Origin of the sequence: Bartonella machadoae (assembly GCF_022559585.1) — a bacterium.
Taxonomy (GTDB): Bacteria; Pseudomonadota; Alphaproteobacteria; order Rhizobiales; family Rhizobiaceae; genus Bartonella; species Bartonella machadoae.
In genome coordinates this window covers 1,888,075-1,903,637 of sequence record NZ_CP087114.1, presented here as the reverse complement: position 1 = coordinate 1,903,637, position 15,563 = coordinate 1,888,075, and the positions used below count along the sequence as shown (strand labels likewise).

Sequence of the window (15,563 nt, the reverse complement as noted above, 5' to 3'; positions counted from 1 at the left end):
ACTTTGTCTTAAAGTTTATAGCTTTATTTTAAGACTGATCGCCTTGGTTTAAAACTGATAGCGTATTCCTCCTGAAAAACTTGCTCCGGATATACCGGTTTTTTGCAGCTTTTGTTGGTAACTAACATCACCATGAAGAGACAAATTGTGTGAAAGTTGTGCACTGATACCAAGCCCACCTTCAATCGCAGCACCCATAGGATCAAGGTCAAAGTCCCTGCCAATTGTGATGGACCCATCGTCACCAAATGTTTTGATAAAGTTGACCTTCCCATAGAAAGACAGAGGATGGTTGTTTTCAGTGGAAATGGTTTTTGTCAAACGTCCACCAACACGGATTAACCATTGCGAAGGGTTGTTCATATCAATGATCAGATTATTGGCATCTTCAATGGATTTAAACATCAAATGTTGATAGGCAAGTTGTGCCTGCGGTTCGAATGTTAAACCTTCCATTCCGGTGGCAAATTGTTTGCCAAGGGTGGTAGAAACACTCACCATTTTGGCATTTTTCACTTTTGCGGTTTTGCCCATGATGGCATTGCCGATATTGCCCTTGAAAATACCATAAGAGAACAGTGTATCAAGATAGAAACCATTGTCATGCTGTAGGCTGCCATAGGCTGTTAGCGACCATTTATCCAATGTGCTCTTGCTTACATCTGCCATGTCCTTTGGAGTGAAAGACAGTTGTCCGTAAGTTCCAACAACACCGAAATGTGTGATGATATTCTGTCCCTCGATTGCTGCCAATGTTGCCCCCGCTTGGAGAGCAGCATAACGAATATCAGCGCCATAACCATATTTGAGAGGACCACGCGCAGAAGATAAGGTCCCTGTGCTTTCATAGGTGGAGAGGAAGAAACCGGTGTTTTTCTCCTCTTCCTTTCCTAGGATGGATGTTCTGATATTGGCTATCAGTGCGTTTTTCTTGGCCATATCGGTTAATCCACTATAGAAGAGAGCATTTGGCATGACCAAGTAGTTTGCCGTTTGTGGTACAGGGGCGTTCACACTTTGACCAGAGCCTGTTTCAAGCAGTTTAGGTTGCAAACGGAAGTCCCAGAAGTTTTTATTTTTTTCATCAAACAGATTTTGCCCAATATCGGCTTTGCCTTGGCTTGACTCTGGTCCATAGGCACGCAGTGTATACATATCCGGAGAGCCATCTCTTGTGGTATAGCCATTTACCAGTTTAAAAGAGTCTTCTTTTGCTTTTCCAGAGACTTGAATGAGTGACAGACCACGGACATTGGCAGCAGCAGAGGTGTTTGCTTTCCCATTGTTTCCTTCTAAATGTCCCGTGACATAAACGGCTGTTGTTCCTGATACATCGCCATCAATGAGCAATCTGTCGGTTTTTTGATCAGCTATCGCTGCACCATCACTCCATTCGGCATTGAAGTAAATTTCTGCGTTTCCTGTGGCATTGTAGACTGCGGTATTTTCTGGCTTACCAGAACCTATATGCAATGTGTGATAATGCTCTTCTATTGGTCCTTGGAAAACAATCTTACTGTTGTTGAGATTAAGGACAGAAACATCAGAACGTGCTCTTTGAGCGATATCAAGCAGATTGCCATCCTTATCTGTTTCTTTTGTGCTGGTTTTTAAGGTCCATGTGGTGTTGTTGATCAGATCAAAGCGGACATTTCTGTCTTTAGCAATATCCGCTCTGCCCTCTAGGGTAGATTGATCTGCGGTTAATGTGAAGGTGCCATTGGAGATCGTCTTAACATATTTTCCTTCGAACAAGTTTTTATCCCAAAAAATACCATCTCCTAATAAAACATCAGCATGGATTTTTGATTTATTAAGCTTGGCTGTACCGATTGATAAGTTTTGAGTGTCTTCAGTGTCATTTTTACTGAGAGCTCCAATGAGAATTGCTGAACCATCTTCAACGTGAAGATCGGCATTGGTTAAATTGATTTCATTGCTTTGATGTTTTTGTGGATTCTCTGGTTTATCTTTATTAATATTAGGGACAGTTAAGAACTGTAAACCGATGTTTCCTGATGTTATGGAAATATTTTTGAGATCAATTTGCCCACCAAATGCTGCGACGAGTGCAAGCTTTTTTACTGCTATTTTATTTTCTAATTTACCCTGTGTTGTTTCACTCTCACCATTCATCATTTTAATTGTGCTATTATTTGCTGCAGCAAGACCAACATCAAAATTTTCAATGGTTGTTTTACCATTTAATTCAATTGCACTACCAGGCTCTGCAACGTTTACAGCAAGGGTTTCTTTTTTATATTCACCACCGGTTATTGTTAAATCTCCGCTAATGATTTTACTTCCACCATCTGCGTAAAAACCTTCACCAACGTTTTCAATAATTGTTTTGCCCGTTAACTTCACTTCACTACCAAGATCTGATGTCCATACACCAGAGTGTTCTTTGTTGAGGGCTTGATCAGTTGACTTACCACCGATAATTGTTAAATTTTCGCTGGTAATTTTACCACCATCAACGGCTTCAAGACCATTTAAAGTATTGTTAATTGTTGTATTGCCATGCAATTTAATTGTGCTATCTTTACCAGATGCAACTGCACCGGTTCCTTTCCCCTCTGTTGTGAGAGAAACATTCGTGGCATCAATCTGTCCGCCTTCTTTAACAGATAATGCAGATTTTTCATTCTTTGTTGTTACGGTTCCTCCTGTCATTGAGATCTGAGATCCAGCTCCCTCTGCATAGACCCCATCACCATCAGATGATGTAATTTGTGTATTATCGGTTAAAGTAATGGTGCTGTTATTTGTGGCACTTATTGTTGCATTTTTCGCTTCAAATGATCCTCCAGAGATTGTAACTTGAGATTGATCATTTGCGAATACGCCGTTTTTTGCTTTTGTGATGGTGACATTGTCCAACGTGACCGAACTTTTTTTGTCAACACTGACACCTTTTTCCATAAGAAAATTCTCTTTATCCGTCGATATTTTTACATCTTTCAATTTATTTTCTTTACTGTTGGTGTCAGAGAAAAGCGCACCTATTGCATCACCTCCTGAAATTTCAATGGACCCTCCTGTCATTTTGATTGTAGCGTTATTTGTTTGTGCTATAACACCAACGGAAGCATTTTTAATTGTTGTGTTTCCATTCAACTCAATTGTACTGGAGTTCTTTGCAAAGGCACCGAATTTTGTTCCATTGCCATTTGCTATCATAGAAACATCTTCGACATGGATATATCCACCACTCTTTGTGTATAACACACTGTTACTACCGGTTACTGTTCCATCTGTCATGAAAATTTTTGATTTCTCATCAACGGCATGGAGTCCATCACCGTTAGAGGATACGATTTGAGCCTTGTTGTTTATAGTAATTGTACTGCCATTTTCAGCGTTGACTGAATCTTTTTCTGTTTTAAGTGATCCACCAGAGACTGTGACTGCTGATTGATTATTTGCGACTATGGCATTTTCTGCTTTTGTGACCGTTACATTGTCCAAAGTAACGCTGCTTTCCTGATCAGCTTTTATTCCAATGGAGAGAGGTTTATCTTCGCTCTTGCTGGTTATCTGTACACCTTCCAGCTTGTTTTGATCGCTTTTACTCTTTGTGAACGAAGCCCCTATTTCGGAAACAGCAATGGATCCACCGGTCATGCTGATTGTGCCACCCTCTTGTGCATCAAGGCCGATTTTAGCCTCTTCAATTGTGGTATTTTGCAAATTAATCATGCTGTTAGGACCAATGGCACTTGCGCCTGTTCCTTTGTTATATGCGGTGAGAGTGATATCTGTGACATCAATATATCCGCTATTTTCTGCCAACAATGCAGCTTTTTTCCCGGTGACTTCTCCTCCTGTCATGGTGATTTGAGATTTTTCACCATCGGCATGAAGCCCATTATTTTCAGATGTTACTTTAACGTTATTACTTAAAGTGACGGTACTTCCGGTATTCTCTATCATTCCACCGAATGATCCCCCAGATATTATTACGCGAGTATCAGATTGTGCATGTACAGCGTATTTTGCTTTAGTAACAGTGACATTGTTCAAATTAACAGTGCCTTTTTGAACACTTACACCTTTCGTCGCTGTATTGTTCTTATCACCGGATATTTTTACGTTTTCTAGTGTGCTTTTGCCACTGTCGTCGGTGTGGATAATAGCACCAAATCTAGCTGCAATAGAGCCCCCAGTCATTTTGATTATGCTACCGTGCCATATTTCAATACCAGAATACATTTCAGTATCGTTAGCACTTTTAATAGTTGTGTTTTTTAATTCAATCGTACTGGCGTTCGACGCATACACAGCCATCAAACTGTCATTTGCTGGATGTCCCCCTGTAATTATTAAATTTTCACCAGTGATTGTGCTGCCACCTGCTGCTTGAAGATATTCATAGGTTTCTCCTGGTGTTGCTGTTTTTACTTCTCCTTTATCAGCTTTAAGGCTTCCAGCTTGTACATTGAGATGCGTGCCAAATAGCAAGATTGTTGCGGCGGCTGTGCATAATAAGAGGGCTTTTTTGGACATCATGCTTTCCTCACTTATAATCCCTCAATTAATCCCTCAATGTTTTTCCCGCTTAATAAATGCGTTAGAAGAATAACAATGGATATTTGAAATATTAACTACAGTTAATGAATTTACTTTAATTTGTCAAATGCAGTATTAATATTATATTATGGTAATTTATACTTAAAATACATAAAGAATTAAATATACTTTATAGAAAGAGTGCAAATTTATACAAAATTTATTTATAATATATTGTCTTAAAAGAATTTTATTGTAAATATTTTGAATACATTTTCAGAAAAACAAGTGTGGTATAATTCTAAAGTTAGATTTAATTTTTATTACAGTTTAATATTTTATCAAATTGAAGCATGACGATACTATTCAGTATTGTTGATTATTTCTCATAAGATTCTTCTCAACCTCTCATTTTGCGCGGATTCCGAGAGCAAATCAATGGTCCATGGAAAGCCGCAACCGTGACCCACCGCTATGAGAAACAAAGCGGCTATACCACAGAAATCACCTTAGAGGCACCAGAGAAGGGAAAACAGCCATGGGAAAAGTCAACCTCGTAGAATGCCGTGCACAAGAAAATCAAAGGGATAACATGCTCTCTTCATTTCGAGAGGTCCCACACAATCTTGAAGCGGAACAAGCCTTGCTCGGGGCAATTCTCATAAACAATGATGCGCTTGATTGCGTTTCGGACTTTCTTAAAGCAGAGCATTTTTTTGAACCCTTGCATCAAAAGATCTTTGAGATTGCCTCACAGATGATCCATAAGGGAAAACTTGCCAATCCCGTGACCATGAAACCCTTTCTTCCAGCAGAAGAAAAAATTGGTGATATCACTGTCTTTCATTACGTTGTACGTCTCGCTAAAGAAGCGATCACCATCATTAATGCACAAGATTACGGGCGGATTATTTATGATCTTTTCCTGCGACGCTGTTTGATTAATCTTGGCAATGAAATTGTTAATAAAGCCTTTGATGCTCCTGTAGAATTGAGTCCCTCACAACAGATTGAAATGATCGAGCAGCAGTTGTTTGAATTAGCAGAAAAAGGAAAATATGGCGGTGGATTTGAAAATTTTGCAGGCGCTCTCACAAAGGCGCTTACCATGGCAAGTGCTGCTAAAGCGCGTTCCTCAAGGCTTTCAGGAATCGCAACCCATATCAAAAACCTTGATGAGAAAATGGGAGGGTTACAAAAATCTGATCTCATTATCATCGCTGGTCGCCCCGGTATGGGGAAAACCTCTCTTGCAACCAACATTGCCTTTAATATTGCCAATGCTTACAAGCGTGATGACCAAACACAAGAACAAGACAATGGGGGAGGCATTGTTGGATTCTTCTCCCTAGAAATGTCCTCAGAGCAGCTAGCAACCCGTATCATTTCTGAGCAAACGGAGGTCTCTTCTTCTGATATTAGGCGGGGCAATCTCTCAGAACAGCAATTTACTAAACTCATCCACATGACACGTTCTCTGCAAAAAGCCCCGCTTTATATCGACCAAACGGGTGGTCTGTCTGTTGCTCAATTGGCAGCGCGTGCAAGGCGCCTCAAACGGCAACATGGTTTAGATGTGTTGATTATTGATTATATCCAGCTCGTGACGGGTCATACAAAGCGTTCCTCAGACAGCCGTGTGCAAGAAATGACAGCTATTACCATGGCTCTTAAAGCGCTAGCAAAAGAACTAAATATTCCTATCATTGCTCTTTCACAGCTTTCACGGCAAGTTGAAAACCGCACCGATAAACGGCCACAACTTTCTGATTTACGTGAATCCGGTTCGATTGAACAAGATGCTGATATTGTTTTGTTTGTCTATCGTGAAGAATATTACTTAAAAAATGAACAGCCAAAGGAAGGCAGCGTTGAATCTGTTAAATGGCAAGAGAAGATGGATCAGGTGAGGGGGCAGGCGGAGGTGATTATCGCCAAACAACGCCATGGTCCCACAGGCACTGTTCCTCTTGCTTTCCAAGCTGATTTTACACGTTTTAGTGATCTATGAAGAAAATCATAAGAGAAAAACATGCATAAAAGGGGCAATAAATGGCCTTTGAAAGGCCTTTGAAGACCCTTTGAGAGCTCTTTAAAAAAATGAAAATCCTTTGAAAATGAAGTTATTTTTACAAAATATGATGCAAATGATACAAAATTTACTGCTCTCTACATGCATATCTTACAGATTTTAGATATCAAATAAGGGGATTGTTGGAAAAGATGAATCGCCTCAAATTGCGATTCTGAGCCAATAAAAATAAGACTCATGAAAGCGGCTCTAGATACCTCTTAAAGCTTCTCTGAGAACCGCTTAAAAGCTCTGTGAAAAAAAATGAATTGCTGCAAAACCCAGTGTCAAATTATGCAAAACCTAGTGGCAAGCTACAAGAGCATTACCATAAACCCAGCAATTGCCATCATGAGATAAATTGCTTTCATTTTCGATAAAACCACCGAGTTGACCAGCCTTGACATCAGAAAAGCTTTTTAAAGCCTGAATGCGATACAATATGCGATTAGCAAAGAGACGCGTTTCATTTGTAAGTGCAAATTTCTTTTGCATAGAAACAATCCTTATAGAATGAGATTTTAAATGAAAGATTTGGAAAGCAGGCGCCCCCGCCGCGCCCGTGGTGTTATTTATGCTGCTTGATTTATGATTTGATCACAAATTTTGATTTTACCATTCAATTTTTTTGTATCTATATATGAATTACCAAAAACACTCACTTTATTGCAAATGTATGTACCACCTGTAATTTTAGCATTGTCATAAATACAAGCATCATCACAAACCACAGCAAAAAACCAAACTTGTGCGTTACCAAAAATCTTTGCATTCCCATAAGCTTGCGCATAGCCAGTTAGTAAAGCGTTCTCATAAATTTTTGCATTGCCTTTTATAACAGCCCTGTCAGAAACTTCAGAATTATTCAAAACACAGGCATGATTGTAAACAAAAGCCCTTCCCAAAACCCTAGCATTATCAGCAATTTTTGCATTGTCATAAATTTTTGCATAATCACAAACCTTTGCATTGTCACAAACCTTTGCATTATCGAAAACGCTAGCATAATTGGAAACTTGCGCATTATCAGACACGACGCCATTGTCAGCAACCCACGCATCATCATAAACCCAGCAGTTACCATCATGAGAGAGATTATTTTCATTCTCAATAAAGCCCCCCAATTGACCAGCCTTGACATCAGCAAAATCTCTTAATGCACGAATGCGATAAAGGGTACGATTACCAACGACATGCGTTTCATTTGTTAATTCATATTTTTTGGATACAATTTTAGATACAGTTTTAGTGGTCATAGGGAGCTCCCAATCTAAATAATGGATAAAATTTGAATGAAATGTTCTTAAGAAGGGGCGCCCCCGCCGCGCCCACGGTGTTATTTACGCAGTTTGATTTGCATTTTCAAAATTGTAATCATAACTATAATCATCATAATATTCATGACGATAATAATCTTCCTCACTACCAAACCTTGGAATTGCCTCATCATGAAGTTGATCATCAGGAGTTAACGAGGCGGCGCTATGAACACAAGAATCTCCTGAGACAAGAGAGCCACAAACCACGGCATCATCAACGACATAGGAATAATCACATATATAAGCACCATCACTTATTTTTGCATTGCCACCGACATGGGCATTATCGCAAATGACGGTCATATCAGAAATATGGGCATGCCCACTTACAGAGGCGTTATCATAAATTTTAACATTGCCTTCAATTACAGCAGCATTTTGCACATGGGCATTGCCATAGACCTCACAATAATCATTTATAGACATGCCTTCAAAAATCGCATTTCCATAAATTTTTGCATCCCCATAGACATCAACAAAATAACCTTTTATTTTTGCATTCTCAAAGACCCGAGCATTTTCAAAGACACGAGCATGATCATAAACCCAGCAATCCCCATCATGAGAGAGGTTATCTTCGTTTTCAATAAAGCCACCAAAGTCACCTTTTTTGACATCAGCAAAGTCTTTTAAGGCACGGATACGGTACAATAAGTGACCATCTATGCATTGCATATCATCAGTTAATTCATATTTTTTGGATGTTGCTTTCTTATTAACAGTAGCGTTCATAGCTAGTGTCTCCTTATCAATACTGTTTTTCATTGACACCCCTATAAGGGCACCGGGCGTTGAAAAACACGGTGATAAGTCCGTTGTTACGCTTTTCTCATAAGAGTCTTGTATGACGTAACACACCCGGCAAAATCTTAATATACTAACAAAAGCATAAAAGATAGTTGCTTTTAAAAGGTTTTGGAAAGGTTGTTTCGTAACCTATCCGCTTATCATTAAGTGTTTTTCATCACTTGATTATTTATATAACAAAATACGTATTTATTGTCAACTATCTTTTATTCTTTTTTGTGTTTTTTTATAATTATTTTTTATACCATTGTGTATAAATATGCGTCATATGCTTATAAATATTTTCTGTTTTATTGACTTTATTTGACTCTATATTACGCAATTGCGTTATTTTTCTCTTTTAAACATCATAATAACTAAAAACGCTCTCATAATGCCTATTTTTAACTTTATAACGCATCATTATTTTTATGAGATAACTTGTGAATATTTTTGTGAATTTTTTATAAGAGGTTTGTAATTTAGACAGCTTTATAGAGACCGCGTCTTTATACACAACGCTTTTGATTCAAATCTAGTGTTTTGATTCATTCTCTATAGCCACCGCATCATTCTCATAAAAAGGATAATATGATCATGCGGTTTTGATTTTTATAAAAACATTTTGAATTCTTATATCCTTATCAAAATGCCTTTTTATGGGCTTTTGTCTCTTGTCAGTTATTAGCAGTCATTTTACCCCCTCATTTTAAAAAAAACTTTTTGATAAAAATAAAAACCATTATATTTCAATATGTTAGTATGTTTTGAGAAATAATCAGTGCTAATAAGATGATTTATAGTGACAATTGATATCAATTGAACAAAACTTGTCAGTATCTGTCTAAAAATTTAACAGACAACATTTATGATTAGAGTGCGTGTTTAAATCATGTTTTATGAGAGGGTATATAATCCTTTAAAGCCTTTCAAAAAACAGCTTGTGATTATAAGAAATGCTATCAAGGCTTTTATAGCTATTAATTTTATAGGTTTTGAGGGTTTTGAAGGTTTTGAGGGTTCTTTTTTAGCCTCACTTTAAAAAAAATTTTTAGTAAAAAATAAAAAGTGTTATATTTCAATAAGTTAATTTTTATCAATTTTCAAAAAACAACTGATAATTGACGATATATCGTATAAATGCAACCATTACTATATGTTTTGAGGGTTTTTGAGGGTTTTGAAGGTGTCATAACGTAAAGATAAAAACATTCATTCTTCTCTTTAAAGAGAGCTTTTGAAAGATATGATGCTCTCATTTGAGATTGCGATATAATCTTTTAAAGGCAATGTAAAAAATCTTATCTTCTCTTTTTAGAATAGCGCACGGTAAATCATTCCTTTTAAGATTGTACATAAGCAACATAACAAGAGAAGTATAGATTACGGTTATAAGATCTATACCCCTTATGAGATTGGCATGTTCATATGATAGGCATGCTTCATAAGTCTTAAGTCTCTTCAGTTTCTCTTAATTCCAAATTTGGTAGGTTCTTAACAATCTTCATTGTTTCTAAACTCACTGTAATAACCCTTTGGAACAATTCCAATGGATAAGCAGGATTGCCAACGGTCTCAACCGCATAGCGATTGGCATCATTAACAATGCCACTCTTTTTATCAGTCTTTACACATTGCCGCCCCATAACCCATTCAAGAGCAGATTTACCATTTACGATATACTCATAAGCTTCCTTAGGTATATCTGTTATTATGATATTGCTATTGTAAATAACTGTAGACTTATCCTTTTCCTTACTATTTTTGATTTTTGCGAATTTCATTTCTGTAACGTAATAAAACTTTTCGGGATTAGAGATATCTTTCAGTTTTGGATTGCCTTTTTTAAAGGTCACGGGATAAGGCTCTACGGTTTCATAATTAACGTGCAAATTGCCTAATTCACGACCCGCATTAACAAATGCCCAGAAATCTTCAGTGCTCTTTACGCAAGGGATGCGAGGCAATTCTTTAGAGAGATTATCAGCATAGCGAGCACGGTAATCTTCAGAATGCAAGATCCCGTAAACATAATAGAAGATATCATCTTTCGTTATGGTTTCATTAGGATAAGCAGCCTTAAAATGTGCTAAACCTTCGTCAGTAATGGCATCACGGCGTTGTAAACCAGCTGCTTTGCTTTCCTCTGTAGAATTTGCAAATAAATGGGATTGTTTTTCGTTCTTATCTTTTGAAGCCACAACATCTTCATAGAAATATCGTGGAAAGCATTGTCCAGTATCCATCGTGTGATAATTAGGTACATCTTTAGCCATAAAAACAGAAAATCCTGATTGAGTTCCTGTACCTGTAACTTGTATCACCCTATTATCAACCGTTTTTCCCATAGGGAATATACGCGGCATTTGATAAACTCTTTCATTGAAAGTACGATTGTAGTAAAGCCATTGTCGTGTGAAAGGGCGGTACAAACTTTGCGCAAGGCAAGTTTCTTCAAATTTGAAGTGCTTTCCTTTCAGCAAATCCTGTTTAACATTATGGCTCCAACTGATCTTCTTTTCATCCGAATTGACAAAGTTGTTTACGGCATTGATATGTGTTTTACGGTCAGTACGTGGATAGGTCTTATTAAAACGTTTTACTTCGCAATTATAGAAAGCAATCATATTGTTCATATTTTTTGCTAAAATTTTACGACTTGAGTTATATGCCCACGCATCACGACTGGTTACGATACCGCAAGAAAAAGTTTCAAAGAGTTTTTTATCATGCCCCTTTTTAACACCTATAGCTAGGAATGTTTTAAAGCTGTCATCACGTTGATTTATCCAATCACCATGCTTGTCTGGTGTAATTATTTTCCAACCGTGTTCACTCCGTGTAATGCCATCAATACTACCAAAGAATTTGAGGATAGACAGCTTCTTTTCCGTCGTGAGATTATTACCAATGTCATGATAATAAATCTTACAGGACTGTTTTTCTTTTGGATTACGCACAAAAAGGGTTATCGCTATTCCATTTTGGCTTCCTGAAGCAAAAACATTTTCTCCTTCTTTTGAAAGTTCTTTGGATTTTATGTTTTTTCGAATATCACCACGAAGATTAATAATGTAAATAGAAGAATATTCATTCTGTAAGCACTTTCGCATGCCATCGGCAAATGTTTTATCTATCCATCCATTGCCAGAAACATAAGCTACGACACCACCTTGCGGACTTAAGCGATTACTTGCCCAACGAATGGCTCTAATATAGCTGTCATAGAGATTTCTTTTTAATGTTGCTTGAGATTTCAAAGCATATGTATCTCTAATACTTGTATCAAGTGTTTCATATTCTACATTCGCATTATTATCATTTTCACTTCTTTGCCCTGTTGAATAAGGGGGATTGCCAACAATAACTTGGATATCAGTTTCCTGTTGTTTTTTACACCGTTCCGAATTCTCAAACATATAGTGTGTAAAGAAGTCCTTTTCTTCAAGCATCAAAAACGTATCAGTTAAACAAATCCCTTCAAACGGGATATAATCTCCTTTCATAAGACTATGATAGGTTGCTTCAATATTAATCGCTGCTATGTAATAAGCTAAGAGAACAATCTCATTGGCTTTGATTTCATGACGGAACTTATATTCCATATCTTCTGGTTTTATCAGATTAGAGTGTAAAAGCCGTGTGATAAAGGTACCGGTACCGGTAAAGGGGTCAAGGATAGAGACACCTCGAGTGCTTAAACTTTTTCCAAACTCTTGCTCTAACACATCATTGACGGAATGTAAGATAAAGTCGACAATTTCAATCGGTGTATAAACAATCCCAAGCTTATCGGTTGTCTTTTTAAATGCCTTAGTAAAGAAATCTTCGTAAAGCTTGATAATCAGATTTTGTTTTGCGTGCGCGTCAATAATTCCATCCGTATCTTCTTTCACACTATTATAAAACTTCTCAAGATCTTTGGCTTCTTCTTTGATATTCATTTTATCCAGTTCAGCTAAGATCTTTTCCATCGCTTGCGAAATGGCGTTTTTACTCACAAACTCATTGCCATCAAACAAAGATTCAAAGATAGGACGCGTCACAAGATGTTGTGCAAGCATCTCAAGAGCATCTTCTTGCTCGATACTATCATTTAAACCGTTCTTTAATTCCTTATGAAAGGTGTTAAAGGCATCGTAAGCTTCACTCTTTTTATCAGCAAGCAAGCTTTTGAGACGGATAATGTGATTTTGTGCAATCTCTGCTACATTGCCCGCCCAGTTTCCCCACTGATTAGGTTCCGTACATTTGTCGGCAATGATTGGTTTAATAGCACGCGAGAATTGATCAATGTAAACATCTAGTTCTAATTCTCCTTGTCCGTTATCTTCATGAGACGTTTCACGGGCTAATGAACCAATATGCAGCCCCGCACTTTCAGATCTTGCGTGAAAAGATAGTTCATCAACAACATCCGTCATTGCTTTTAAAGCAGGGTTTAAAGTTACCCCCACAACCTCAAACAAATGACGAATATCTTGATTAAGCTCTAAGGCTTTCATTTTATTTTTAAAGTGGTCATCATGAGCGCGTAAAGCATTAAGAACTTGCCAAATGACATCATATTTTTTATTGTTTTCTAAAGCTTGTGCTGGTGGAATATTGAAGGGAATCCCTACTGGTAAAATAATATAGCCTGTTTCCTTATTGGGGGCACGACGCATAACGCGCCCCACGGCTTGTATAATATCCACGTGACTTTTGCGCGGGTGTAAAAACATTACCGCATCAAGAGAAGGCACATCCACCCCCTCAGACAAACATCTTACATTGGTTAAGATACGACAGCTATTCTCATCGGTGTCTTCTTTAAGCCAATCAAGTAATTTATTTCGGTCCTTACCATTAAAAGTCCCGTCAATATGTTCAATTTCAAAATTAAGAGAGGTTTTACTTTCAGGAACAAATTTATGATATTCATCAATCGCTTGATTGAATTTTCTGCTAATTTTGTCAGAAGTTTCGATATCTTTACAAAAAGCCAGAGAACGCCGCATGGGCTTTATATCATCATCTTCATCTTTCTTTTCTATTTGAGCAAGAGCTTTGTAGCAACCAATAATCTTTGTTGTATCATCAAGAATGAGTTCAGAGTTTTTATCTTTAAGGCGTTTCTGAATCGTTGCGTTGATAATAGCTTCATCAACAGCTAAAACGATAACCTTATAAGGTGCTAACAGTTTATCTTTTAAAGCTTTTGAGAAGGTATAAGTGTAAAGGTTTTTGCCATAGAAATCTTCATTATCCATAGAGGCAAGAACAGCATCAGATAAGTCAGCTTTCCTTTTCAACTTGTCCGTAAAGATACGAGGTGTTGCGGTCATATAGAGGCGTTTTTTGCCCTGAACAATGCTGTTATCATGAACTTTGACAAACTCAGATTCCCTTTTATCTGATCCCAACACAGCACCCGTTGTACGGTGAGCTTCATCACAGATGATCAGATCAAATTCGGGTAATCCATAATCTTTTTGTGCATCGGATATCACTTGTATCGAATGATAAGTCGAAAATACCACCATCATTGCATCTGCTTGGTTTTCACAAGCTTCTTTGGCAAGTGCTTGTGCATCCGTTGTTGCAGGCAATGCAAGATCTGATGTTTCCATTTCAATAATATCATCTTGATTTTTACGACGCTTGCCAACTTTTGTATCCGAACAAACAGCAAAGGAATGCAATGGAATTTGTGCATCCGCTGTCCATTCTCGTATCGTTTGCGAGACTAATGCAAGAGAAGGCACTAAAAACAAAACACGCTTACCTTTTCCGGCTATTTGTTCTGCTATCTTAAGACTTGTAAATGTTTTACCCGTCCCACACGCCATAATGAGCTTGCCACGGTCTGCTTCTTGTAATCCCTCACAGACTTTCTGAATTGCTTCTATCTGATGGGGGCGTGGTTCTTTTGTCGATTTAAGAACGACTTCTTTTTTTGTTGCAAAGATTTGCCAGTCTATACGACTGTTTTCCATATGACGAAGGTCAATACGATAAACCGGTATCGCTTGTCCTTTAATCATTGCATTCACATTGTCACTTAAATTCACTTCAGTGCTATCAACCAGAAGGCGATATTTGAAGATATCTTTCCCAGAGGCAGCAATAAAGCTATCAATATCCTTTTTACTGATCTGATGGTCTGGTTTATAAAACTTACATTGAATAGCTACATACCCATCTCGATTACGGAGTTTAGCAACCAAATCAATGCCGATATCATTTTTATTCCAACCCTCATGTTCTTTAGCCCACTCGTAATAGCTCTGAACCTTTTCATATCGCCCATAATGAAGCGGGTCATGCATAAGATATTTCGTCACAAAACTTTCAAAGATTTTTCCTTTTTTTGCATTTGAGGTTGCCTGTTGGCGATAAGACTGTAAGAGAGAGCGTAAAGAGGATTGTTTATTATCAGAATTGAGAGATTGAGACATTATTCAATAAACTCCATTGCCTTATGAGACTCAAAAAATCACAATGGCGTTTCATAAATACATTTAGAACAAATATCGAGTACCCAATAAACCAAAATGGCGCAAAAACCTATCAAATGCTTTAAAAAAATTTACAAGATGCAATTATAAACAGCCTATAAACAGCAAAGTAGTAAAATTTACTATTCATTTTATGGAAATCAAAACAAATTCGAACCGTGTTTAAGAAATCAAAATGAATAGTTTGATAAATATCAAATGAAACCTTCAAAACCCTCAAAAACCCTCAAAACATATAGTAATGGTTGTATTTATACGATATGCCGTCAATTATCAGTTGTTTTTTGAAAGTTGATAAAAATTAACATATTGAAATATAACACTTTTTATTTTTTACTAAAATTTTTTTTAAAGTGAGACTAAAAAAGAACCCTC

Annotated in this window: 5 protein-coding genes and 2 pseudogenes; 2 read left to right on the top strand and 5 right to left on the bottom strand. The window is 37.3% G+C overall.

Annotated features, from left to right (window positions below):
* Window positions 1-48: 48 nt before the first annotated feature.
* Window positions 49-3,345 (bottom strand): autotransporter outer membrane beta-barrel domain-containing protein, encoded by a 3,297-nt coding sequence (locus LNM86_RS09030; RefSeq protein WP_372712456.1) that lies wholly within the window; start codon window positions 3,343-3,345, stop codon window positions 49-51.
* Between the two features lie 1,562 nt (window positions 3,346-4,907).
* Between LNM86_RS09030 and LNM86_RS09025 the strand changes: the two are divergent.
* A pseudogene (locus LNM86_RS09025) lies at window positions 4,908-5,072 on the top strand (phage late control D family protein); the annotation flags it as partial.
* A complete protein-coding gene (locus tag LNM86_RS09020; protein ID WP_241437418.1) occupies window positions 5,051-6,523 on the top strand; it encodes a replicative DNA helicase in 1,473 nt (490 codons plus the stop codon). The pseudogene LNM86_RS09025 and the gene LNM86_RS09020, both read left to right, overlap by 22 nt.
* A gap of 375 nt (window positions 6,524-6,898) precedes the next feature.
* Here LNM86_RS09020 and LNM86_RS09015 read toward each other — a convergent pair.
* The 4 genes and pseudogenes from LNM86_RS09015 to LNM86_RS09000 form a co-directional block, all read right to left on the bottom strand.
* Window positions 6,899-7,078: pseudogene (locus tag LNM86_RS09015) on the bottom strand (hypothetical protein); the annotation flags it as partial.
* 77 nt (window positions 7,079-7,155) lie between these two features.
* Complete coding sequence (locus LNM86_RS09010; RefSeq protein WP_241437417.1) at window positions 7,156-7,839, bottom strand: hypothetical protein; 684 nt, start codon at window positions 7,837-7,839, stop codon at window positions 7,156-7,158.
* Between the two features lie 84 nt (window positions 7,840-7,923).
* A complete protein-coding gene (locus tag LNM86_RS09005) occupies window positions 7,924-8,634 on the bottom strand; it encodes a nucleotidyltransferase family protein (RefSeq protein ID WP_241437416.1) in 711 nt (236 codons plus the stop codon).
* Between the two features lie 1,505 nt (window positions 8,635-10,139).
* A complete protein-coding gene (locus tag LNM86_RS09000) occupies window positions 10,140-15,128 on the bottom strand; it encodes a DEAD/DEAH box helicase (protein WP_241437415.1) in 4,989 nt (1,662 codons plus the stop codon).
* Between the last annotated feature and the right edge of the window lie 435 nt (window positions 15,129-15,563).